18 protein-coding genes, 6 tRNA genes and 4 other RNA genes are annotated in these 21,715 nt (G+C 59.2%); 20 read left to right on the plus strand and 8 right to left on the minus strand.

Annotation, left to right across the window (positions count from 1 at the left end; translation table 11 throughout):
• The first annotated feature begins 3 nt into the window (after nucleotides 1-3).
• The 17 genes from tolR (at nucleotide 4) to pnuC (ending at nucleotide 8,198) form a co-directional block, all read left to right on the plus strand.
• The gene (tolR, locus tag ACMGGW_RS04495; RefSeq protein ID WP_004939859.1) at nucleotides 4-432 is read left to right on the plus strand and encodes a colicin uptake protein TolR; all 429 of its coding nucleotides are present in this window, start codon (nucleotides 4-6) and stop codon (nucleotides 430-432) included.
• Nucleotides 433-513: 81 nt separating this feature from the next.
• Nucleotides 514-1,740: a cell envelope integrity protein TolA gene (gene tolA / locus ACMGGW_RS04500; protein ID WP_420279215.1), complete on the plus strand. Its 1,227-nt coding sequence runs from the start codon at nucleotides 514-516 to the stop codon at nucleotides 1,738-1,740.
• Nucleotides 1,741-1,876: 136 nt separating this feature from the next.
• Nucleotides 1,877-3,169 (plus strand): Tol-Pal system beta propeller repeat protein TolB, encoded by a 1,293-nt coding sequence (gene tolB / locus ACMGGW_RS04505; protein ID WP_025301887.1) that lies wholly within the window; start codon nucleotides 1,877-1,879, stop codon nucleotides 3,167-3,169.
• Nucleotides 3,170-3,213: 44 nt separating this feature from the next.
• A complete protein-coding gene (gene pal, locus ACMGGW_RS04510; RefSeq protein WP_025160033.1) occupies nucleotides 3,214-3,723 on the plus strand; it encodes a peptidoglycan-associated lipoprotein Pal in 510 nt (169 codons plus the stop codon).
• 9 nt (nucleotides 3,724-3,732) lie between these two features.
• Nucleotides 3,733-4,527: a cell division protein CpoB gene (gene cpoB / locus ACMGGW_RS04515; protein WP_025301888.1), complete on the plus strand. Its 795-nt coding sequence runs from the start codon at nucleotides 3,733-3,735 to the stop codon at nucleotides 4,525-4,527.
• A 178-nt stretch (nucleotides 4,528-4,705) separates the two neighbouring features.
• A tRNA-Lys gene (locus ACMGGW_RS04520) sits at nucleotides 4,706-4,781 on the plus strand.
• A 29-nt stretch (nucleotides 4,782-4,810) separates the two neighbouring features.
• Nucleotides 4,811-4,886, plus strand: a tRNA-Val gene (locus ACMGGW_RS04525).
• Between the two features lie 7 nt (nucleotides 4,887-4,893).
• Nucleotides 4,894-4,969, plus strand: a tRNA-Lys gene (locus ACMGGW_RS04530).
• 15 nt (nucleotides 4,970-4,984) lie between these two features.
• Nucleotides 4,985-5,109, plus strand: a non-coding RNA gene (locus tag ACMGGW_RS04535) — RtT sRNA.
• A 151-nt stretch (nucleotides 5,110-5,260) separates the two neighbouring features.
• Nucleotides 5,261-5,336: transfer RNA gene (locus ACMGGW_RS04540), tRNA-Lys, on the plus strand.
• 13 nt (nucleotides 5,337-5,349) lie between these two features.
• A non-coding RNA gene (locus ACMGGW_RS04545) (RtT sRNA) lies at nucleotides 5,350-5,472 on the plus strand.
• A gap of 35 nt (nucleotides 5,473-5,507) precedes the next feature.
• A tRNA-Val gene (locus ACMGGW_RS04550) sits at nucleotides 5,508-5,583 on the plus strand.
• Nucleotides 5,584-5,589: 6 nt separating this feature from the next.
• Nucleotides 5,590-5,665: transfer RNA gene (locus ACMGGW_RS04555), tRNA-Lys, on the plus strand.
• A gap of 76 nt (nucleotides 5,666-5,741) precedes the next feature.
• Nucleotides 5,742-5,866: non-coding RNA, RtT sRNA (locus ACMGGW_RS04560), on the plus strand.
• A gap of 75 nt (nucleotides 5,867-5,941) precedes the next feature.
• A non-coding RNA gene (locus tag ACMGGW_RS04565) (RtT sRNA) lies at nucleotides 5,942-6,066 on the plus strand.
• 324 nt (nucleotides 6,067-6,390) lie between these two features.
• Nucleotides 6,391-7,452, plus strand: coding sequence for a quinolinate synthase NadA (nadA, locus tag ACMGGW_RS04570; RefSeq protein WP_015376982.1), 1,062 nt, complete (start codon nucleotides 6,391-6,393; stop codon nucleotides 7,450-7,452).
• Between the two features lie 20 nt (nucleotides 7,453-7,472).
• Nucleotides 7,473-8,198, plus strand: a complete 726-nt coding sequence (pnuC, locus tag ACMGGW_RS04575; protein ID WP_060432602.1) for a nicotinamide riboside transporter PnuC — start codon at nucleotides 7,473-7,475, stop codon at nucleotides 8,196-8,198.
• A gap of 35 nt (nucleotides 8,199-8,233) precedes the next feature.
• On the opposite strand, the gene zitB is transcribed toward pnuC, so the two are convergent.
• Genes zitB through ACMGGW_RS04590 form a run of 3 tightly spaced genes read right to left on the minus strand, consistent with a single transcriptional unit; the run spans nucleotide 8,234 to nucleotide 12,995 of the window.
• On the minus strand, nucleotides 8,234-9,196 hold the full coding sequence (gene zitB, locus ACMGGW_RS04580) for a CDF family zinc transporter ZitB (protein ID WP_025301890.1): 963 nt from the start codon (nucleotides 9,194-9,196) through the stop codon (nucleotides 8,234-8,236).
• On the minus strand, nucleotides 9,196-12,393 hold the full coding sequence (locus ACMGGW_RS04585) for an ATP-binding protein (protein ID WP_197832610.1): 3,198 nt from the start codon (nucleotides 12,391-12,393) through the stop codon (nucleotides 9,196-9,198). The genes zitB and ACMGGW_RS04585 overlap by 1 nt, the downstream gene beginning before the upstream one ends.
• Nucleotides 12,390-12,995, minus strand: coding sequence for a response regulator transcription factor (locus ACMGGW_RS04590; protein ID WP_025301892.1), 606 nt, complete (start codon nucleotides 12,993-12,995; stop codon nucleotides 12,390-12,392). Before ACMGGW_RS04590 ends, ACMGGW_RS04585 begins: the two co-directional genes overlap by 4 nt.
• 212 nt (nucleotides 12,996-13,207) lie before the next feature.
• Here ACMGGW_RS04590 and aroG point away from each other — a divergent pair, with 212 nt between their 5' ends.
• From aroG to ACMGGW_RS04605, 3 genes are all read left to right on the plus strand, one after another.
• Nucleotides 13,208-14,260, plus strand: coding sequence for a 3-deoxy-7-phosphoheptulonate synthase AroG (aroG, locus tag ACMGGW_RS04595; protein ID WP_025301893.1), 1,053 nt, complete (start codon nucleotides 13,208-13,210; stop codon nucleotides 14,258-14,260).
• 257 nt (nucleotides 14,261-14,517) lie between these two features.
• Nucleotides 14,518-15,708 carry a YjgN family protein gene (locus ACMGGW_RS04600; RefSeq protein WP_025301894.1) on the plus strand — a complete coding sequence of 397 codons (1,191 nt, stop codon included), beginning with the start codon at nucleotides 14,518-14,520 and terminating at the stop codon, nucleotides 15,706-15,708.
• Between the two features lie 7 nt (nucleotides 15,709-15,715).
• On the plus strand, nucleotides 15,716-16,759 hold the full coding sequence (locus ACMGGW_RS04605; protein ID WP_049295178.1) for a M48 family metallopeptidase: 1,044 nt from the start codon (nucleotides 15,716-15,718) through the stop codon (nucleotides 16,757-16,759).
• A gap of 49 nt (nucleotides 16,760-16,808) precedes the next feature.
• On the opposite strand, the gene gpmA is transcribed toward ACMGGW_RS04605, so the two are convergent.
• The 5 genes from gpmA to galT all read right to left on the minus strand — a co-directional run bounded on the left by gpmA (nucleotide 16,809) and on the right by galT (nucleotide 21,559).
• Nucleotides 16,809-17,561, minus strand: a complete 753-nt coding sequence (gene gpmA, locus ACMGGW_RS04610) for a 2,3-diphosphoglycerate-dependent phosphoglycerate mutase (protein WP_004939834.1) — start codon at nucleotides 17,559-17,561, stop codon at nucleotides 16,809-16,811.
• A gap of 215 nt (nucleotides 17,562-17,776) precedes the next feature.
• Entirely contained in the window at nucleotides 17,777-18,124 is a 348-nt protein-coding gene (locus ACMGGW_RS04615; protein ID WP_025301896.1) for a PsiF family protein, read from the minus strand.
• A 197-nt stretch (nucleotides 18,125-18,321) separates the two neighbouring features.
• Nucleotides 18,322-19,365: a galactose-1-epimerase gene (gene galM / locus ACMGGW_RS04620; protein ID WP_197827749.1), complete on the minus strand. Its 1,044-nt coding sequence runs from the start codon at nucleotides 19,363-19,365 to the stop codon at nucleotides 18,322-18,324.
• Nucleotides 19,359-20,510, minus strand: coding sequence for a galactokinase (gene galK, locus ACMGGW_RS04625; RefSeq protein WP_025301898.1), 1,152 nt, complete (start codon nucleotides 20,508-20,510; stop codon nucleotides 19,359-19,361). Before galK ends, galM begins: the two co-directional genes overlap by 7 nt.
• Entirely contained in the window at nucleotides 20,507-21,559 is a 1,053-nt protein-coding gene (gene galT / locus ACMGGW_RS04630; protein WP_043136628.1) for a galactose-1-phosphate uridylyltransferase, read from the minus strand. The genes galK and galT overlap by 4 nt, the downstream gene beginning before the upstream one ends.
• Nucleotides 21,560-21,715 lie beyond the last annotated feature (156 nt).

A 21,715-nucleotide genomic window follows, 5' to 3' on the forward strand; every position in this document is an offset into this window, starting at 1 on the left:
AGCATGGCGAGAGTACGTGGACGTAGTCGGCGCGAGCTGAAGTCCGAAATTAACATTGTTCCGCTGCTCGACGTGTTGCTGGTGCTGCTGCTGATCTTTATGGCAACCGCGCCAATCATCACGCAGAGCGTGGAGGTTGACCTGCCGGACGCCACCGATTCCAAAACGGTGTCCAGCGATGACAATCCGCCGGTGATCCTTGAGGTTTCCGGCGTAGGTCAATACACCCTGGTGGTGGATCACAACCGTATGGAGCTGCTGCCGCCTGAGCAAGTCGCGGCCGAAGCCAAGTCGCGTTTGGCGGCTAACCCGAAAACGGTCTTTTTGATCGGCGGTGCGAAGGAAGTCCCTTACGATGAGATTATCAAGGCATTGAATATTCTCCATCAGGCGGGCGTGGCTTCCGTGGGGCTGATGACCCAGCCGATCTGACCGTAAGGCGAACGGCAACCCGGTTCCTGCGCTGCGGCCCAGGAACCCCGTATAAGCAACACCAGTTTTTGGGAATCTATTTTGGTAAAGGCAACTGAGCAAAACGATAAGCTGAACCGCGCCGTTATTGTTTCGGTCGTTCTGCACTTCATATTGATTGCCCTGCTGATTTGGGGATCGCTGCAGGAAAAGGTCGACATGGGCGCCGGCGGTGGCGGTGATGGCACCGTGGTGGGCGCAGTGATGGTCGATCCTGGCGCGGTGGTGGAGCAATACAACCGCCAGCAGCAGCAGAGCAACGATGCGCAGCGTGCCGAGAAGCAGCGCCAGAAAAAGGCGGAGCAACAGGCCGAAGAGCTTCAGCAGAAGCAGGCGGAGCAGCAGCAGCGCCTGAAGGAGCTGGAGAAAGAGCGTTTGGCGGCGCAGGAGAAAGCTGCGCAGGACGCCAAGGCGCAGGCTGAGCAACAGCAGAAGGCAGCGGAGCAGCAGAAACAGGCCGCCGAGCAGCAAAAAGCGGCGGAAGCCGCCGCAGCCAAGGCCAAAGAGCAACAGAAGGTCGCCGAAGCCGCCGCCGCCAAGGCGAAGGCCGAAGCGGAAAAGGTCGCCAAGGCACAGGCGGACGCGCAGAAGAAAGCCGAAGCGGAAGCCAAGAAAGAAGCGGCCGCCGCTGCCGCCGCCAAGAAACAGGCGGAAGAGGCGAAGAAAGCCGCAGCTGCCGCCGCAGAGCAAAAAGCCGCAGAGGCCGCGGAGAAGAAAGCGGCCGCTGAAGCCGAGAAAAAAGCCGCAGCGGAAGCCGAGAAGAAGGCTGCCGCTGAGGCAGAGAAGAAAGCGGCCGCCGCTGAGAAAGCTGCGGCAGCCAAGAAAGCCGCTGCGGACGCCAAGAAGAAGGCCGCCGCTGAGGCTGCGAAACAATCGGATGAAGTTAGCGATCTGTTTGGCGGCCTGGCGGACGGCAAGAACGCGCCGAAGGGCGGCGGTGCCAAATCGAAAGGTGATGGTAAACCGGCCGGGCAGGGCAATGCCAAGGCGGCAGGCGCCAGCGGGGCGGATATCAATGGTTATATTGGGCAGGTTAAAAACGCGATTGAAAGCAAGTTCTATGAAGCCAGTTCGTTCGCCGGAAAAACCTGTGACCTGCGTATCAAGCTGGCGCCGGACGGCCTGCTGATAAGTGTACAACCGGCGGGAGGCGATCCGGCATTGTGCCAGGCCGCGGTATCTGCCGCCAAGTTGGCGCATATACCGAAGCCGCCGAGCGATGCCGTTTATCAGCATGTTAAGAATGCTACCCTTGAATTCAAACCTTAATAATGGTTGTTTGAGCTGAGTAAGATCACAGGGATGTACTAAGGTAACCAACAGGGATTATGTAGTTTTACGTAAGTTGGTTTGTTAAAATTCTGCTAATTTATCGCAGGCATCCCGCCTGGATAAGGGAGATGAGATGAAGCAGGCATTTCGAGTAGCGCTAGGTTTTTTAATTCTGTGGGCGTCCGTGCTGCACGCGGAAGTTCGCATTGAAATCACCCAAGGGGTCGACTCTGCTCGCCCGATTGGCGTGGTGCCGTTTAAGTGGGCGGGCCCAGGCACGCCGCCGGAAGATATCGGCAAGATTGTCGGCGCGGATCTGCGTAACAGCGGCAAATTCAACCCGATCGACGTGGCGCGCATGCCGCAGCAACCGACCTCCGCGTCTGAAGTGACGCCGGCGGCCTGGACTGCATTGGGCATCGACGCCGTGGTTGTCGGCCAGGTTCAACCTGGCGCCGACGGCAGCTACCTGATCTCCTACCAGTTGGTGGACACCTCGGGTTCGCCGGGCACCGTATTGGCGCAGAACCAGTATAAAGTGACCAAACAGTGGTTGCGTTATTCTGCCCATACCGCCAGCGACGAAGTGTTCGAGAAGCTGACCGGCATCAAGGGCGCGTTCCGTACCCGTATCGCCTACGTCGTGCAGACCAACGGGGGGAAATTCCCGTATGAGCTGCGCGTAGCGGATTACGACGGTTACAACCAGTTCACGGTGCACCGTTCGCCTGAGCCGCTGATGTCGCCGGCCTGGTCGCCGGACGGCAGCAAACTGGCTTACGTGACCTTCGAGAGCGGCCGTTCCGCGCTGGTGGTACAGACCCTGGCTAACGGCGCTATCCGCCAGATCGCCTCGTTCCCGCGCCACAACGGTGCGCCGGCGTTCTCTCCGGACGGCAGCAGGCTGGCCTTCGCGCTGTCCAAGAGCGGGAGCCTGAACCTGTACGTGATGAACCTCGGCTCCGGCCAAATCACGCAGCTGACCGATGGTCGCAACAACAACACCGAACCGACCTGGTTCCCGGATGGCCAGTCGCTGGCGTTTACCTCCGACCAGGGCGGGCGTCCGCAGATTTATAAAATCAGCGCCAGCGGCGGTGCCGCACAGCGTCTGACGTGGGAAGGCTCTCAGAACCAGGATTCTGAAGTCAGCTCCGACGGTAAATTCCTGGTGATGGTGAGCACCAACAGTGGTGCACAACACATCGCCAAACAAGATCTTGGATCGGGCGCCGTTCAGGTTTTGACCGGCACCTTCCTGGATGAAACGCCTAGTATTGCGCCAAACGGCACCATGGTGATCTATAGCTCCACGCAAGGTATGGGCTCCGTGCTGCAGTTGGTGTCAACTGATGGGCGTTTCAAAGCGCGTCTTCCGGCAACTGATGGACAGGTCAAATTCCCTGCCTGGTCGCCGTATCTGTGATGCATGTGTAAATATGTATGGCAAACTATAAAAGGATCAAAGAAATGCAACTGAACAAAGTGCTGAAAGGGCTTCTGCTGGCACTGCCAGTTCTGGCTGTAGCAGCTTGTAGTTCTAACAAAAGCGCGAACAACGACCAATCTGGTATGGGCGCTGGCACTGGTATGGAAAACGGCAGCAGCAACCTGTCTTCCGAAGAACAAGCTCGTCTGCAGATGCAAGAACTGCAGAAGAACAACATCGTTTACTTCGGCCTGGACAAGTATGACGTTAGCTCCGAATTCGCTCAGATGCTGGACGCGCACGCTGCATTCCTGCGTAACAACCCGTCTTACAAAGTGACCGTTGAAGGCCATGCTGACGAACGCGGCACGCCGGAATACAACATCGCTCTGGGTGAGCGCCGTGCTAACGCCGTTAAAATGTACCTGCAGGGTAAAGGCGTTTCCGCTGACCAGATCTCTATCGTTTCTTACGGTAAAGAAAAACCAGCAGTACTGGGCCACGACGAAGCGGCTTATGCTAAAAACCGTCGTGCCGTTCTGGTTTACTAAGAGAATCGCATGAACAGTAACTTCAGACGTCACCTGTTGAGTCTGTCGTTACTGGTTGGCGTAGCGGCCCCCTGGGCCGCTACTGCCCAAGCGCCAATCAGTAATGTCGGCTCCGGCTCGGTCGAAGACCGCGTCACCTCGCTTGAGCGCATCAGCAATGCTCAAGGCCAGCTTTTAAACCAACTCCAGCAACAACTCTCTGATAACCAACGCGACATTGATTCTCTCCGTGGGCAAATCCAGGAAAGTCAGTATCAGTTGAATCAGGTGGTTGAACGCCAGAAGCAAATCTATCAGCAGATGGATAGCCTCAGCCAGGGCGGCGCTCAGAGCGCCTCTGCGGCCGCGGGCACTGCCGGTGGGGCAGCCGCAGGCGCATCTTCCGATGCGGGCAGCAGCGCGCCTGCAGCCGCGTCTGCAACGCCGAGCGGCGGTGATGAGAACAGCGACTACAACGCCGCTGTTTCTCTGGCGCTGGAAAAAAAACAGTATGACCAGGCGATTTCTGCCTTTCAGTCCTTCGTAAAACAGTACCCGAAGTCTACCTATCAGCCCAACGCCAATTATTGGCTGGGTCAGTTGTTCTACAACAAGGGTAAAAAAGACGACGCGGCCTACTATTTTGCGGTGGTGGTGAAGAATTACGCTAAATCACCGAAGGCGCCGGACGCCATGTACAAGGTGGGTATCATCATGCAGGAGAAAGGGCAGGCCGATAAAGCCAAAGCCGTGTTCCAACAGGTGATTAAACAATACCCAACCAGTGCGGCGGCCAAACAGGCGAAAAGTCGCGTAGGCGGTTAACAGTCAGAAAAATGAGCCCAGAAGTTAGTCGATTTGACCGATTTCTGGGCTCATTCGCGTGAAGAACAAGCAGTTGAACGCATCGGTAAAAAATTTAGGTTGCGCTGCCAAGATAAATTAGTAATATATGCCGCCGTTGCCAAGACATCTTGCAAGATGTTAAAGCGGCAGGGAAATTGGGTCGTTAGCTCAGTTGGTAGAGCAGTTGACTTTTAATCAATTGGTCGCAGGTTCGAATCCTGCACGACCCACCAATTTCTGAAGTAGCAGTAACCACAACAGTGGGTGATTAGCTCAGTTGGTAGAGCATCTCCTTTACACGGAGGGGGTCGGCGGTTCGAGCCCGTCATCACCCACCACTGTTATGGGTCGTTAGCTCAGTTGGTAGAGCAGTTGACTTTTAATCAATTGGTCGCAGGTTCGAATCCTGCACGACCCACCATTCTTCGCGAATGGCTGCGATAGAGAATCGTAAAGGATGAGAACCGTAAAGGTTCGAGTCTCGCGCAGCGAGACAACATCACTCCGGTGATGGCCCGCAAGGGCGAGGCCAAAGGCCGAGTTATCCTGCACGACCCACCATTCTTTAAGAATGGCAGCTTCAGAATCGGTTTGATGTGGCAAGTAAAGGTCCGAGTCGAGTACCCGTCGAGTTGTCCTGAACATCCCCATCCTTGTTTTCCGCGAGTCGGTTCCAATAACCTATTCGCCATCAGCAGTAAACCACATCAGTGGGTCGTTAGCTCAGTTGGTAGAGCAGTTGACTTTTAATCAATTGGTCGCAGGTTCGAATCCTGCACGACCCACCACTCTTTAATAGAGCAAGGTGTTAAATCGTCAGGATGAGAACCGTAAAGGTTCGAGTCTCGCGAAGCGAGACAACATCACTCCGGTGATGGCCCGAAGGGCGAGGCCCAAGGCCGAGTTATCCTGCACGACCCACCACTCTTTGAGAGTGAAAATAGCAGTACCACAGCAGTGGGTGATTAGCTCAGTTGGTAGAGCATCTCCTTTACACGGAGGGGGTCGGCGGTTCGAGCCCGTCATCACCCACCACACTGCGGGTCGTTAGCTCAGTTGGTAGAGCAGTTGACTTTTAATCAATTGGTCGCAGGTTCGAATCCTGCACGACCCACCAATTTAGAAAAAAGCGCCTTTTGGCGCTTTTTTCGCATCTGCGCCCACCTGACTTTACCTTTATCTTCTTGCTGACATAGCCCAGTGAGTCGTGCGGGTGAGATCCTGCGTTCAGGTTCGAGCATCGCGCAGCGATACGACAACGCGCAGCGTTGCCCGTAGGGTGAGGCCACAGGCCGAATCAATCCTGCACGACCCACCAATTCAGAAAAAAGCGCCTTTTGGCGCTTTTTTCGCATCTGCGCCACCTGACTCTACCTTTATCTTCTTGCTGACATAGCCCACTGAGTCGTGCGGGTGAGATCCTGCGTTCAGGTTCGAGCATCGCGCAGCGATACGACAACGCGCAGCGTTGCCCGTAGGGTGAGGCCACAGGCCGAATCAATCCTGCACGACCCACCCATTCAGAAAAAAGCGCCTTTGGGCGCTTTTTTCGTATCCGCATCACCGCAATCTGAATCCGCTGCTTTCTCGTTTCAACACGACACCGACTATCATCCCGCTCTTTTCTGAACGGCTATACGTTCTCCTCAGGCTGTTAATCCGCTGTGAACTGCGCGGCTAATGCCTATGTTTTTAATCTATTAAACATTGAGTGCGCAAAATTGAAAATATCAGCGGACTTTTCGCGCGATTTTAGGTATTTTGTTTAGTATATAAAACGAAGGGCGTTGCGGTAGGCGATATTCACGCGGCAGGCGCCCAGCCTAGCATGAGATTGCAGCGATGAGTGAAATGTTTGATGTCAATGCGGCGGTGTATCCCTTCCCGCCTAAACCGGTACCGCTGGACGTAGCCGAAAAAGCCTTTTATCGCGAGAAGATCAAAACCCTGCTCAAGCAGCGCAATGCGGTGATGGTCGCCCACTATTATACCGATCCGGAAATCCAGGCGCTGGCGGAAGAAACCGGCGGCTGCGTGGCGGATTCGCTGGAAATGGCGCGCTTCGGCAGCGCCCATCCGGCTTCCACGCTGTTGGTGGCCGGCGTGCGTTTCATGGGGGAAACCGCCAAAATCCTCAGCCCCGAAAAGCAGGTGCTGATGCCGACGCTGTTTGCCGAATGTTCGCTGGATCTGGGCTGCCCGGAAGAGGAGTTTCATGCGTTTTGCGACAGCCATCCCGATCGCACCGTGGTGGTCTATGCGAACACTTCGGCGGCGGTCAAAGCGCGCGCTGACTGGGTGGTGACCTCCAGCATCGCCGTCGAATTGATCGAGCATCTGGATAGCCTGGGCGAGAAGATCATCTGGGCGCCGGATCGTCATCTCGGCAGCTACGTGCAGAAGCAGACCGGCGCTGACGTGTTGTGTTGGCAAGGCGCCTGCATTGTCCATGACGAGTTCAAGACCCAGGCGCTGCGGCGCATGAAGGCGCTTTATCCGCAGGCGGCGATCCTGGTGCATCCCGAATCGCCTCAGGCGGTGGTCGAGCTGGCGGATGCGGTGGGCTCTACCAGCCAACTGATCCAGGCGGCGAAAACATTGCCGCATCAACAGCTGATTGTCGCCACCGATCGCGGTATCTTTTACAAGATGCAGCAGGCCTGCCCGGACAAAGAGTTATTCGAAGCACCGACCGCCGGAGAAGGCGCGACCTGCCGCAGCTGCGCGCATTGCCCGTGGATGGCGATGAATGGCCTGAAGGCAATTGCCGAAGGGCTGGAGCAGGGGGGCGCGCAGCATGAGATCCACGTGGACGCCGCGCTGCGTGAGAAGGCGCTGGTGCCGCTGAACCGCATGCTGGATTTCGCCGCTCAGCTTAAGATGCAGGTTAAAGGCAACGCTTAACCGTTTAAAAGGATGACCTCATGAGCTTCTTCAGTACCAGCAATATTCTGGTGCACATTCCGCTGGGCGCAGGCGGTTACGATCTGTCGTGGATCGAAGCTATCGGCACATTGTTCGGGTTGCTGTGCATCTGGTATGCCAGCAAGGAAAAAATCATCAACTACCTGTTCGGCCTGATCAACGTCACGCTGTTCGCGGTGATTTTCTTCCAGATCCAGCTGTACGCCAGCCTGCTGCTGCAGCTGTTTTTCTTCGGCGCCAATATTTACGGTTGGTATGCCTGGAGCCGCCAGACCCAGGATAATCAGGCCGAGCTGCAGATCCGCTGGCTGCCGCTGCCGAAAGCGTTGGCCTGGGCGGCGGTCTGCGTCATCGGCATCGGCCTGATGACCTTCAACATCGACCGCGTGTTCGCCTGGCTGACGCAGGTTGCGGTGGCGGTGATGCAAGGGCTGGGGCTGAACGTACAGATGCCGACGCTGCAGCCGGACGCCTTCCCGTTCTGGGATTCGGCGATGATGGTGCTCTCCATCGTGGCGATGATCCTGATGACGCGCAAGTACGTGGAAAACTGGCTGCTGTGGGTGGTTATTGATGTCATCAGCGTGGCGATCTTCGCCTACCAAGGGGTGTACGCGATGGCGCTGGAGTACGTCATTCTGACGCTGATCGCCCTGAACGGCTCCTGGCTGTGGATCAAGAGCGCCGGGCGCAACCATTCCAATCCGTTATCTTCCGCTCCGTAACAACGCAGAGGGCGCCGTGGTGGCGCCCTCTTGGCTTAGTGGCGATGTCCCAGATGGGAATGCGCTTCGGCATGTGAGTGTTCACTCGGCTCCGGCGCCCGGTTGATACCGCAGTCCGGCGTCTCGCAGTGCTGGTACTCCATCTGAATGGTCACGTGGCCAATTTTGTAGTGTTCCAACAGATAAGCCTGAATGCGTTGCAACAGCCCATCGTGGTCATGCGGCGGGATCACCTGCGCATGCAGCGTCATCAGCTTCTGGTCGCCAATCTGCCAGACGTGCACGTGGTGGATGTTGCGCACTTCCGGGATATTCAGGCACAGGTCTTTTTGCAGCTTGGCGATGTCGACCTCCTGCGGCGTGCCTTCCAACAGCTCGTGGAAGCTCTCCTTCAGCAGTCGCCAGGCGCTGCGCAGCACCAGACAGGAGACCAGCACCGACAGGATCGGGTCAATCGGCGTCCAGCCGGTGGCGAGAATGACGATGGCGGCGACGATGGCGCCCACCGAGCCGAGCAGGTCGCCCAACACATGCAGCGCGGCCGCCCTCACGTTGATATTTTTCTCTTCGCTGCCGCGATGCAACAGCCAGAAGGCGAACAGGTTCGCCAGTAGCCCCGCTATGGCGATGATCAGCATCGGAGTACCCATCACCGGCTGTGGTTCGAAGAAACGCCGTATCGCCTCCCACAGGATGAATACCACGATCACCAGCAGCGCCGCGGCGTTGAGGAAGGCCGCCAGGGTGGTCAGGCGCAGATAGCCGAAGGTGTGGCGCGCGTTGGGCTTGCGCTGGGAAAAGTGCACCGCCATCAGCGCCACCAACAGCGCGGCGGCATCGGTCAGCATGTGCCCGGCATCGGCTAACAGCGCCAGCGAGCCGGACAACAGGCCGCCGACCACCTCGGCCACCATAAAGACCGCGGTGACTAAAAAAGCGGTCAGTAGGCGTTTACTATTACTGTCTTTCGGCAGGTGTACGTGTGGAGTGTCCGACATTATTCATCCTTATGCATAAAAGAGGGGGCGGCGGCGAGCAGAGCGTCCAGCTCCGACACTATCCGCGCCACTGACGCCTTTAATTTAGTATAAGCGGCGGCGGCAAGCTCGCCTCGACGTGCGGTATCCACCAGCTGCTGGCACAGCTGCGCGGCTTCCGGCAGCTGCAGCATCAGCAGGCTGCCCTTGATGCGGTGCGCCGCCTGCTCCAGGCGCGGCCAGTCGTGCGCGTCGACGGCGTCCGCGAGCCGCTGCCGGTCTTGCCGCAGCGTATCGCCGAGCGTCTGCGCCAGCCGCTGCAGCATGGCGCGATCGCCACCCGCCATTTCGGCCAGCGTTTGCCGCAGGTCAGTAAGGACTGACTTTTCTTCCTGAGCCTGCGGCTGTTGAGCCAATACCTGGCCGATCGCCGCCAGTGAAATCGGTTTGGTCAGGAAGTGGTCGATCGCCACCAGCCCCGGCGGGATGCGGGTAAACTCCTGCACGTCTGCCGAGCAGAGCACGATGCGGCAAGGCGGGCGCTGCAGCCGCTGTTCGTCGCGTCGGATCAGTCTGGCCAGCGTCAGGCCGTCCGGGCGCGGCATGTTATAGTCGATAAACAGCAGATCGAACGGCTTTCGGCGCTGGGCCTTCAGCAGCGGATAGCCTTGTTCGAAGCGGGCCGGCTGTAATCCGAAGTGGCGCAGTTGGCGTTCCATCAGCAACAGATTGGTGGGATGATCGTCGATCAGCGCGGTACGTAAGGCGGAAGACGGCAGAGCAAAGGTGCGCTCTGCCGGGGCGACAGCCGGCAGCGCGCCGCTCAGCTCGACCGGTATCGCGACCTTGACACGGGTACCGACGCCCGGCTGCGAGTGCAGTTCGATGCGGCCGCCCATCTGTTCGACGATTTCTTTGCAGATCGACAGCCCCAAACCGGTGCCCTGCACCGAGATGCGTTGCGTGCCGCGTGCACGGTAAAACGGTTGGAACAGCTTGCCTATCTCATCGGCGGCGATGCCGCAGCCGCTGTCGTTCACCGTCAGATGCAATTCCCCCTGCCGCTCATCCTGCGCGTGCCAGCCGACCTCGACCTGAATGGTGCCGCGCGGCGTGAACTTTATCGCGTTGTTTATCAAGTTATTAGCCACCTGAAGTAAACGCTCACCATCAATAATCACCGCCTCCGGCAGCGCCGGATCCGCCACTACGCTCAGCGTCAACGGCCGTTCGCCGATCAGCGGCCGGTAGAGGGCGTCGATGCGCGCGACCCAGGGGCGCAGCGCCACCGGTTTCGGCGCCAGCGTCAGCGAACCGGTTTCCAGCCGAGCGTGATCCTGCAGGTCGTTGAGCAGGTTGAGCAGCGAAGAGGCCGAGCTGTATATCACCGGCAGGCCTTCCTGCGCGGGTTGGCGTTTGAGCTCCAGTTCCAGCAGGCCGAGGATGGCGTGCATCGGCGTGCGCAACTCGTGGCTGACGGTGGCGAGGAATTTGCTCTTCATGCGGTTTTCCGCTTCGGCGCGGCGGCGCGCCTGCTCGAGCTCTTCGCGTTCGCGTTTTTCACGGCGCTGCAGCATGAAACGGCGCAGCGTCAGCGCCAACAGCAGCACGGTGGCGGCGGCCAGCAGCGCCAGCAGCCAGGTAGTCTGCGGTGGCATGCGGTTATCGTTCACCGCATCGATCAGGTTGCTGCGATCGACGATCCACTCGTCGCGCAGCGATTGCAGGGTGTCCGCCGGGATCTGCATCAGGTTCTTATCGAGGATTGCCAGTAGCAGCGTCTGATCGCGACGCACGCCGAAGGCCACCGGATAGGGGATATTGTTGGCGGCGAAGGCCAGTTTGATGGCGCCGGAATAGCGCGACAGCGCCAAAAAGTTGGCGGAAATGACGTTATCCACCAGCGCATCCAACTGGCCGTTGGCCAGCGCGTCGTACATCGACTTGCTGTCGGCGAAGCTGACGGTCTGCTCCTGTTCCGGTACCAGCCCCTGCGCCAAATCGCCCTGCAGCACGCCGATGCGCTTACCGGCCAAATCGCTCCAGGTTGAGATGCCGTTGGCGTATTGGCCGACGTAAACGCCCCACAGCGAACGATGGATCGGCATGCTGGCGCCGTAGCGCGCCTTGACGCCGCGCGCCAGCGGCAGGGCGGCGCGGAAGCTGGCCTGGCCGGACTGCACCAGCTCATCGGCCTGCTCGGCGTTGCGCGCCCACAGCGGCGCGAAACGCAGTCCGGTGTTTTGCGCGATGATGTTGAGAATGTCGATGGCGTAGCCACGCGGCTGGCCGTCGGAGCCGCGGTAGGCGAACGGGAAGTTGTTCTCGATGGCGGCGTAGTAAACCACGCGGTGGCTCGCCACCCAGTTTTTCTCCATCGCCGTCAGATCGGCATTGCCGGTGTCGAGGTAGCTGGGGATCTTTTTGCTCCAGCGGCTCTGCAGGGCATTCATCAGCTCCATCGGCGCGTCGGCGATGGCGGTGTCCAGCGTGTCTATCAGGCGCGGATCGGCGGCGGCGAACACGAAGGAAAGGTTGCCCAGGTTCTCGTTGCTTTCAATCTGATAGAGCTGGCCGAGCTGCAGCTGGTCGATGATAAAGCTGGCGCTGGCCTCGTCGGCGATAAAGTAGTCGCTGCTGCCGTTGAGCAGCGAATAGACCGCCTGCAGGTTGTTGTCGTAGCGCTGGATCTGCGATGCCACCGCCTGCAGGGCGCCGCCGGACTGCATGTCGGTCAGCGCGCCGATCGCGACGCGGGCGTTGGCGGAATTGAGCATCACCGGCCGATCGTTGCTGCGATCGCGCAATACGCGCAGATTGCTGACGTAGTAGGGCTGAGAGATCTCCAGCCCGTGCAGCGCTTCACTCTGCGGGATGCCGTACAGCAGATCGACCTTGCCGTCGTGCAGCGCCTGCTCCAGCTGCGTCAGGTCGGCGAAGCCGTAAATGGCGAAGCGGATGCCGGTCACCTGCTGAATATAGCCGAGGTAGTCGGCGTTCAGCCCATACAGATCGTCGTCCACGATGATGTTGTATGGGCTGGTGTTCTCACTGATGATGCCGACGCGCAGCGTGCGATCGCGCCAGGGATTTTTCTCGCCGACGATCAGCATGTTCTCGGGGGTATTCAGGTTGCTGACCAACTGATAGCGCACCGGCTCCGCCGCCTGCGCCAGACCGCACCACAGGATCAGCAGCAGCAGGGCGCGGCGCATCATGGCGCCAGCTCTTTAAACACCGCCACCAGCTCCAGCAGGTTGCCGGCGCCGGTTTTGCGCTGGATGTTTTTTTTGTGCGTGCTGACGGTCTTGTTGCTGATGTGCAGCCGGTCGGCGATCTGCAGGTTGGACAGCCCCTGGCTCAGCAAGCCCAGCACCTCGAGCTCCTTAGGGGTGAGCTGCCCGCCGTCCGCCGTCGGCGGCTCTTCGGCCAGCGCGGCGGCGGGGAAGCGGGTTTCACCGTCCAGCACCTGCTCGATCGCCTGCACCAACTCCGCCAGCGAGCTGCCTTTATTGACGAAACCGTCGGCGCCGGCGGCATGCGCCATGCGCGCATAGACATCGGCTTCCTGCGCGGTATAGATCAGGATTTTTTGTTGCGGATAGCGGCGGCGGATTTTTTTCAACAGCTGCAGCCCGTCGGCCTGCGGCAGGCCGATATCCAGGATCACCAGGCCAAAAGCGGCCTCGGCCAGCAGGGCCAGCGCCTGTACGTCATCCTGTGCCGCCTGCAGGCGGTAGGGGCGGGATGATTTCATTAGCGCCGCTTCCAGTGCGACATGAACCACCGGGTGGTCATCAACTAATAGCAGAGAGGGCATGTTCAACTCGGGTCACTTTATATTCTGATCGCTAGCATAGCGAAAAAGGAGGCTCTGCGCTCGCCAGATGAAACAGCACAATCTGCTGTTAATTTGGCGGTTCCAGCGGTGGGGGGCAAAGGTGATTTACAGCGCCATTCTCACAGGCTAGATTGTTGGGATCTACACCGTTACGCACTGCGAAATACCCCACGATACCGAATGGAAAAGCTATGAATTACCAAAACGACGATTTACGCATTAATGATATTAAGGAACTCCTGCCGCCGGTGGCTTTGCTGGAGAAATTCCCGGCCACTGAACGCGCGGCAAAGACGGTGTCCCAGGCCCGCAGCGCAATTCACAATATCCTCCGCGGCAGCGACGATCGCCTGCTGGTGGTGATTGGCCCTTGCTCCATCCATGATACCCAAGCCGCCAAAGAGTACGCGGGGCGCCTGCTGGCGCTGCGTGAAGAACTGAGCGGCGAGCTGGAAGTGGTGATGCGCGTGTACTTCGAAAAACCGCGCACCACCGTGGGCTGGAAAGGCCTGATCAACGATCCGCAAATGGACAACAGCTTCAACATCAACGACGGCCTGCGCCTGGCGCGCAAGCTGCTGGTGGAGATTAACGACAGCGGCCTGCCGGCCGCCGGCGAATTCCTCGACATGATCACGCCGCAGTACCTGGCGGATCTGATGAGCTGGGGCGCCATCGGCGCGCGCACCACGGAATCGCAGGTGCACCGTGAGCTGGCTTCCGGCCTTTCTTGCCCGGTCGGCTTCAAGAACGGCACCGACGGCACCATCAAGGTGGCGATCGACGCCATCAACGCCGCCGGCGCGCCGCACTGCTTCCTCTCGGTGACTAAATGGGGCCACTCGGCGATTGTTAACACCAGCGGCAACGGCGACTGCCACATTATCCTGCGCGGCGGCAAAGAGCCGAACTACAGCGCGGCGCACGTGAAGGACGTCAAAGCCGGTCTGAGCAAAGCCGGGCTGCCGGCGCAGGTGATGATCGACTTCAGCCATGCCAACAGCAGCAAACAGTTCAAAAAGCAGATGGACGTGAGCGCCGATGTTTGCGGGCAAATTGGCGGCGGTGAAAAAGCGATTATCGGCGTGATGATCGAAAGCCATCTGGTGGAAGGCAACCAGAGCCTCGAAAGCGGCGAACCGCTGGTTTACGGCAAGAGCGTCACCGACGGCTGCATCGGCTGGCAGGATACCGAAACCGTGCTGCGCGATCTGGCGGCGGCGGTGAAAGCGCGCCGCGGTTAATCGCGTAAAGAAGGGCTCGCCAGCGGGCCCTTTTCTATTTATCTTAAATTTTTATATCTCCTGTCAATTTAAGGCCTACAGTTAATAGGCTTATTAAATCATTAAGCGACCGTCTTCGCATTATTCCTATTTAATAAAAGAATAATTGTCACCGCTCTCGGCATTGTGCTTATATAAGACGCTTTTTTATTCCACAAACTCCGCATGACGAATAAGCGGGGAGTGGTATGACCTATTCCTTTCAGGACGAAAGAATTATGACAAGTAATACCTCGCAGCCGCTGGGGCTGCACCGGATTAAATTCCATGGGAAAGGTGGTGAGTACTTCGCTATTTGGTTAGTCAACGCGTTATTGACGGCTCTGACCCTGGGCATCTATTCCGCCTGGGCGACGGTGCGTCGTCGTCGCTATTTTTACGGCAACACGGAATTGGACGGCGATCGTTTCGATTATCATGCACAACCGCTGCAAATTCTGAAAGGGCGGCTGTTGGTGATCGGCGGCATCATCGTGTTTTATATCTTGCTGGCGATAACGCCTCTGCTGGGGCTGCTGGCTTTGCTGGTGTTGCTTGCCCTGTTGCCGTGGATCGTTATCCGCAGCTGGCGTTACAATGCGATTATGTCGAGCTATCGCGGCGTGCGTTTTAATTATGTCTGCCGCACCGGGCGCGCCTATTGGGCTTTACTGTTCTGCCCGTTATTGCTGATTATCGGGCTGTATGTCGGTCTGATCGTCTTGCTCGGCATTGGCAGCGGTCTTGGCAGCATCAACGCCATTGCTTTTATGCTGGTGCTGACGCTGATTTTGGCCGTGCCGGCATTTGCGGCGGTAAACGGCATTATTAGCGCACTGCAGCATGACTTGTACGTTAATAACCTGTTTTTCGGGAAGACACCGTTTATTGCCGAACTGAAGAAATCGGCCTTTATCAAATTTGCCTTGGTTGGCCTGCTCATATTCCTGCCGTTCATGTTGGTCGCGCTGGTGTGCATCGGTTCGTTCTTCCTTACCCTCTATCAGATGGTGTTGATGGGCATGTTGACCAATGAAGCCATTGATGTGCTGGTGCTGGACAATATCAGCAGCCTGCTGCTGATGATGGTGGTGCTGCTGATCGGCGCCCTGGTGGCCAGCAGTTACCAGGTTGTCGCCCAACGCAACTACCTGTTTAACCAGGCAAGGCTGAACGGCGACATCAAGCTGCATTCCTCAATGAAAACGATGCCGTACATGGGATTGTTGATCACCAATACCCTGATTACCCTGTTCTCGCTCGGTTTGGCGGCGCCGGTGGCGGAAGTGCGCCATGCCCGTTATCTGGCGGCCTGCACGGCGGTTGAAGGCGATTTGGCGCTGCTGAACATTACTGCGCATCAGGAAACTGCCAACAGCGCGGTGGCCGAAGAAGCGGTGCAGGCGCTGGATCTGGGCGGCAGCTTCTGAGGCGCCGATGATCCTTGAAGGCGCTTATCAATTGCCGGGGCGGGCCGCACGTGAGGCGGCCCGTTTACTGGTGAACGAAAGCGGCGAAGGCGTGACGCTGCAGCGGCAGGATGAACAGCGTTACATCCCGCTGGCGGACATCACCGTTTCTGCCGCGCTGGGCAATATTCCGCTGACGCTCACCTTTAGCGACGGTGCGCGCTTTGTGCCGGATGACGATGCGGCCTTTCGCCGCTGGTTCTATCAGCGCCGTTCGCCGGGGTGGGTACATCGCCTGGAACGCCATAAACGCGGCGTTGCCCTGGCGCTGCTGATGACGCTGCTGGCGGTAGTGGCTTACGTTTACGTGGTGCTGCCATGGGCGAGCAGCGAGATCGCCATGCGCATCCCCACCTCGGTGGAACAGACGCTGGGCGAGCATACACAGACGTTTTTGGACCAGAGCGGCTTCGCGCCCTCCGCACTCCCGGTCGAGAGGCAGCAGGCGTTGCAACAGCTGTTCCGGCAGGTGATGCCGCCTGAGATGCGCCAGGAGCGCACGCCGCTGTCGCTGAAGTTGATGGCGGCGCCCGGTGCGCCGAATGCCTTTATGTTGCCAGACGGCACGCTGGTGCTCAGCGATGAGCTGGTCACTTTGTCGAAAAACGACGATGGCTTGGCGGCGGTGATGCTGCACGAAATGGGGCATCACGCTTATCGTCATCCGATGCGCATGCTGGTGCGTTCGTCACTGGTGGCGTTGACGCTGATGTGGATGACGGGTGACGTCAGCGGCATCGGCGACACGTTGCTGCAGTCCGCGTCCTTCGTGAATGAGATGCAGTTTTCTCGCGGGATGGAGCGTGAGGCCGATGCGTTTGCGATAGCGGAAATGCAGCGCCAGGGGCGTTCGCTGGCGGAAATGGCGGCGATCTATCGCGCGTTGGCGCAGGCGCCTGAACGAGAAAAGACCGATGACTGGGCGCTGCCTGCCTGGCTCAGCACCCATCCGGCGATGCAGGAACGGCTGGACGCGGTGAACGAGGCGATGGCGCAGCAGCCGCGACAGTAATAAAAAAGCCCCCGGTGAAAACCGGGGGCTTTTTCGTTAACGGGCGAAATTACTTCGCTTTACCCTGGTTCGCCACGGCGGCCGCTTTTGCAGCGATTTCGTCGGCGTTACCCAGGTAGTAACGTTTGGTTGGCTTGAAGTTCTCATCGAACTCATACACCAACGGCACGCCGGTTGGGATGTTCAGTTCGAGGATTTCGTCTTCGCTCAGGTTATCCAGGTATTTCACCAGCGCGCGCAGCGAGTTGCCGTGTGCTGCAACGATCACGCGCTCGCCGCTCTTGATGCGTGGCAGGATCTCTTCGTCCCAGTAAGGGATAACGCGATCGATGGTCAGCGCCAGGCTCTCGGTCAGCGGCAGCTCTTGTTCGGTCAGGGAGGCGTAGCGCGGATCGTGGCCAGGGTAACGTTCGTCTTCTTTGGTCAGCTCAGGTGGGGTCACCGCGAAGCCGCGACGCCATTGCTTCACCTGCTCGTCGCCGTATTTTTCAGCGGTTTCGGCTTTGTTCAGACCCTGCAGCGCACCGTAGTGACGTTCGTTCAGCTTCCAGGATTTTTCGGTTGGCAACCAGGCCTGATCCAGCTCGTCGAGGATGTTCCACAGGGTGTGGATCGCGCGCTTCAGTACGGAGGTGTAAGCGAAGTCGAAAGTGAAACCTTCTTCTTTCAACAGCTTGCCTGCTGCTTTCGCTTCGGTGCGGCCCTTGTCGGACAGATCAACATCATACCAACCGGTGAAGCGGTTTTCTTGGTTCCACTGGCTTTCGCCGTGACGCACCAGAACCAGCTTAGTTACAGCCATAGCTTAACTCCTTAATAATCTGACATTTCAATGATAACGAAAATCATTATATTGCCGCGGGCCGGGGCTCGGCAATCGATAGTGTCTAACCATAGCCAATTTCTTGCCGCAAAGTAAGGGCTGGCGAAAGGAAAAAGCTGAATCGTTCAGGCTGGCGCTGTGAGGGGGAAACGGCGCGCCGAAATCGCTCCGGGCGCGCCGTGGCGTGGGGGAAATCAGGCCGATTTTTTCAGGCAGTTGCTCATGAAGGTTTTACGTGCGTCGCCCTTCAGATCCTTGGTCTTGGCGTCGGCGTTGCAGCTTTTCATTTTCTGCTGCTGCGGCGTCAGGGTTTTGCCCGCCGCGGCGGAGCCTTCGGATTTCAGACAGGTGCTCATGAAGGTGGAGCGATCGGCGCCTTTCAGCGATTTGGTGGATGCCTGCTGGTTGCAATCGGTCATGCGTTTCTGTTGGGCGGCCTGCGCCGGAGAAGGCGTTTTCGTCGCCGTCGTCGCGTCGGCCGCCATCAGATTGGTGCTCAGCATTAAGCCCGCCAGCAATGGAAGTGCAGTAATCAGACGCATAGGTGTTCCTTCAGCTATTGATTGGCCGCCATCGGCCGAAAATGGTGACGTTGCACAAGGCGTTGTGCTTATCACGGTAGCCTGAGTGTAGTGCGCGCTTTGGAATAAGGGAAGGTGGGCGCCGGTAGGGGGATAGCGCTAAAAGGTAAGCATTTATAACAAATTGCCCCCGGCCGCACGGCGAGGGGCGTAGCGGGTCAGATAGGATAAAACTGATAATGCGTGGCGCTGCGGTAGCGACTCCCCGGTTGCAGCCAGCAGTCCGGCTGCGGCCACTCGGGATGGTGCGGGCTGTCCGGCAAAAACTCGCTCTCCAGCGCCACGCCGGCATGGTTGGCGTAGCTGCCGCCATCGCGCGCCGGCGTGCCGGCCAGAAAATTGCCGCTGTAGAGTTGCAGTGCAGGCGCGTCGGTGAACACGCTCATTTGCACCTGGCCGTCGGCGGACCACAAATGGGCTGCCGGGCTCTCCAGCGCGCCGCAGGTGCGGTGCAGCAAGAATGCGTGATCGTAGCCTTTTACCCGCTGCTGGTCGCGATCGCGCAGGAAATCCTGCAGCAGCGTTTTCGGCTGACGAAAATCCATGCCGCTGTCGTCCACCGGCGTCAGATCGGTGCAGGGAATGCCCTCGGCGTCGACGGGCAGATAGCGATCGGCGAACAGCTGCAGCCGCTGGGCGCGGGCGTCGGTGCCGGCGCCGTCCAGATTGAAATAGGCGTGGTTGGTCAGGTTGACCGGGCAGGGGCGATCGACCTGTGCCAGATAGCTGATTTCCAAACGATTATCCGGGGTCAGACGGTAGCAGACCTGCACGTCGAGATTGCCGGGGAAACCCTGATCGCCCTCCGCAGAGTGCAGCGCATAGCAGACCTGTTGCGCATCCTGCTGGACCCGGCGCCAGCGGCGGGCATGAAAACCGTCGGGGCCGCCGTGCAGCTGGTGGACGCCCTGATTGGCGGCCAGCGCATGGGGAGTCCCATCGATGGGCAGGCTGGCGTTGGCGATGCGGTTGGCGTAACGGCCGACGGTGGCGCCCAGATAGGCGCCCTGACGCGGGTAGTCTGCCGGGCTGCGGCAGCCGAGCAGCAGTTCGCGTTTTTCACCGGATTTGAGCGGCAAGACGGCGGACAGCCAGGTGGCGCCCCAGTCCATCAGCGTCACCGTCATGCCGGCGGCGTTTTGCAGCTGCGTCAGCTGATAAGGCTCCCCATCGGGCGCCGCTGCCGTGCTCATCGTCAGCATGTACCGGCCCCCTGCGAAGCCTGGCAGACATAGAACGTTTCCTGTAATCCGCCGGTTTGCCGCGGATACTCGTGCGCCACGGCGGCACGCACCGTCTCCACGAGATCCTGTGGCATCAGCGCGACGATGCAACCGCCAAAGCCGCCGCCGGTCATGCGCACGCCACCGCGCGAGCCGATCGTCGCTTTGACAATCTCGACCAACCGATCGATTGGCGCCACGGTGATTTCGAAGTCGTCACGCATCGAGGCGTGGGACTCCGCCATCAGCCGGCCCATGCGTTGCAGATCGCCGGCCGCCAGCGCATCGGCCGCCGCCAGCGTGCGGGCATTCTCGCTGATGACATGGCGCGCGCGTTTGGCCACCAACGGATCCAACTGATGTTGACGTGCTTCAAACTGTTCCGGGCTGACGTCACGCAGCGCCTTGACGCCGAAGAACCGAGCCGCTTCTTCACACTGTTTGCGGCGGGTGTTGTACTCGCTGTCCACCAGCCCGCGCTGCACATTGGAGTTGATGATCACCACCGCGACGCTGTCCGGCATCGGCACCGCACGGGTCTCCAGCGAGCGGCAGTCGATCAGCAGAGCGCTGTCGCGCCGGCCGAGCGCGGAGATCAGCTGGTCCATGATGCCGCAGTTGCAGCCGACGAACTGGTTTTCCGCCTCCTGGCCGTTCAGCGCCAGCGCCACGCCGTCCAGCGGCAGCTGATAGAGCGCCTGCAGCGCCTGGCCTACCGCCACTTCCAGCGCGGCGGAGGAGCTGAGCCCCGCGCCCTGCGGCACATTGCCGGCGATCACCAGATCCGCGCCGCCGAAATCGGGGTTGCGTCGCTGAAGATGTTTCACCACGCCGCGCACATAGTCGGACCAGCGCTGATCGGGGTGGTTGACGATCGGCTCGTCGAGCGAGAATTGATCCTGCTGATTCTGATAATCGGCGGCCAGTACGCGGATCTGGCGGTCGTCGCGCTTGGCGCAGGCGATGACGGTTTGGTAATCGATGGCGCAGGGCAACACGAAGCCGTCGTTGTAATCGGTATGCTCGCCGATCAAATTCACCCGCCCCGGCGCCTGGATGGTCAACGCCGGCGCGTAGCCGAAGTGTTCGGTAAACAGGGAATGGGTAAGCGGTTTCAGGCTCATGCTTGGGCTCCGGCTTCACGGTAATGAATATCGCTGACGGCGCGCAAACGCTCTGCGGCCTGTTCGGCGGTCAGATCGCGCTGGGTTTCCGCCAGCATCTCGTAACCGACCATAAATTTACGCACGCTGGCTGAACGCAGCAGCGGCGGATAGAAATGGGCGTGCAGCTGCCAGTGTCGGTTGTCGGCGCCGTTGAACGGCGCGCCGTGCCATCCCATCGAATAGGGGAAAGAACACTGGAACAGGTTGTCGTAGCGGCTGGTCAGCTTCTTCAGCGCCAGCGCCAGATCGCGGCTCTGCGCCGCGCTGAGATCGGTGATGCGCTGCACCGCCGTTTTCGGCAGCAGCAGCGTTTCAAACGGCCAGGCGGCCCAGTAGGGCACCACCGCCAGCCAGTGTTCGGTGTTCACCACGATGCGTTCGCCTGCGGCCAGCTCGCGCTGCGCATAATCCAGCAGCAGCGGGGAGGCATGTTCCCGGAAATAGTCGTGTTGCAGGCGATCTTCGCGCTCGGCCTCGTTTGGCAGAAAACTGTTGGCCCAGACCTGCCCGTGCGGGTGCGGGTTGGAGCAGCCCATCGCCGCGCCTTTGTTTTCGAACAATTGCACCCAGGGGTAGTGCTTGCCCAGCTCCTCGGTTTGCGCCTGCCAGGTGGTGACCACCTGCTCCAGCGCCGGCAGCGTCAGTTCGGGCAGAGTCTTGCTGTGATCGGGAGAGAAGCAGATCACCCGGCTGACGCCGCGCGCGCTCTGGCTGCGCATCAGCGGATCGTGACTGTCGGGCGCCGGCGGCGTATCGCTCATCAGTGCGGCGAAATCGTTGGTAAAGACATAGGTGCCGCGATATTCCGGATTGCGATCGCCGGTGACGCGCGCGTTGCCCGGGCACAGGAAACAGTCGGGATCGTGCGCCGGCAGCATTTCCGTGGGGACAGTCTCCTGCTGGCCCTGCCAGGGGCGCTTGGCGCGGTGCGGTGAGACCAGCACCCACTGGCCGCTCAGCGGGTTAAAGCGGCGGTGCGGATGGTCGATAGGGTTAAATTCCGTCATACGGTTCCTTCTTGGCGTCGACAAGGGTGTAATCGCTTCCAATTACCGTTTTAATACGCCCGTTGCTGAACAGGGAGAAGTCATTGCGCAAAAAGATAGCACGCTCGCGACGGTAAAAAGGTGATCTAACGCGAAAAATGGAATCGTTTACACTTC

This window comes from Serratia sp. BNK-4 (assembly GCF_048685115.1).
Lineage (GTDB): Bacteria > Pseudomonadota > Gammaproteobacteria > Enterobacterales > Enterobacteriaceae > Serratia > Serratia bockelmannii.

Excerpts from the sequence above, each read along its gene's own strand:
- cpoB (WP_025301888.1), top strand. The coding sequence starts at position 3,733 with ATGAACAGTAACTTCAGACGTCACCTGTTGAGTCTGTCGTTACTGGTT.
- zitB (WP_025301890.1), bottom strand. The coding sequence starts at position 9,196 with ATGTCGGACACTCCACACGTACACCTGCCGAAAGACAGTAATAGTAAA.
- ACMGGW_RS04605 (WP_049295178.1), top strand. The coding sequence starts at position 15,716 with ATGATCCTTGAAGGCGCTTATCAATTGCCGGGGCGGGCCGCACGTGAG.
- gpmA (WP_004939834.1), bottom strand. The coding sequence starts at position 17,561 with ATGGCTGTAACTAAGCTGGTTCTGGTGCGTCACGGCGAAAGCCAGTGG.
- galM (WP_197827749.1), bottom strand. The coding sequence starts at position 19,365 with ATGCTGACGATGAGCACGGCAGCGGCGCCCGATGGGGAGCCTTATCAG.
- ACMGGW_RS04600 (WP_025301894.1), top strand. The coding sequence starts at position 14,518 with ATGACAAGTAATACCTCGCAGCCGCTGGGGCTGCACCGGATTAAATTC.
- tolR (WP_004939859.1), top strand. The coding sequence starts at position 4 with ATGGCGAGAGTACGTGGACGTAGTCGGCGCGAGCTGAAGTCCGAAATT.
- pal (WP_025160033.1), top strand. The coding sequence starts at position 3,214 with ATGCAACTGAACAAAGTGCTGAAAGGGCTTCTGCTGGCACTGCCAGTT.
- aroG (WP_025301893.1), top strand. The coding sequence starts at position 13,208 with ATGAATTACCAAAACGACGATTTACGCATTAATGATATTAAGGAACTC.
- ACMGGW_RS04590 (WP_025301892.1), bottom strand. The coding sequence starts at position 12,995 with ATGCCCTCTCTGCTATTAGTTGATGACCACCCGGTGGTTCATGTCGCA.
- galK (WP_025301898.1), bottom strand. The coding sequence starts at position 20,510 with ATGAGCCTGAAACCGCTTACCCATTCCCTGTTTACCGAACACTTCGGC.
- ACMGGW_RS04585 (WP_197832610.1), bottom strand. The coding sequence starts at position 12,393 with ATGATGCGCCGCGCCCTGCTGCTGCTGATCCTGTGGTGCGGTCTGGCG.
- tolB (WP_025301887.1), top strand. The coding sequence starts at position 1,877 with ATGAAGCAGGCATTTCGAGTAGCGCTAGGTTTTTTAATTCTGTGGGCG.
- pnuC (WP_060432602.1), top strand. The coding sequence starts at position 7,473 with ATGAGCTTCTTCAGTACCAGCAATATTCTGGTGCACATTCCGCTGGGC.
- galT (WP_043136628.1), bottom strand. The coding sequence starts at position 21,559 with ATGACGGAATTTAACCCTATCGACCATCCGCACCGCCGCTTTAACCCG.
- nadA (WP_015376982.1), top strand. The coding sequence starts at position 6,391 with ATGAGTGAAATGTTTGATGTCAATGCGGCGGTGTATCCCTTCCCGCCT.
- ACMGGW_RS04615 (WP_025301896.1), bottom strand. The coding sequence starts at position 18,124 with ATGCGTCTGATTACTGCACTTCCATTGCTGGCGGGCTTAATGCTGAGC.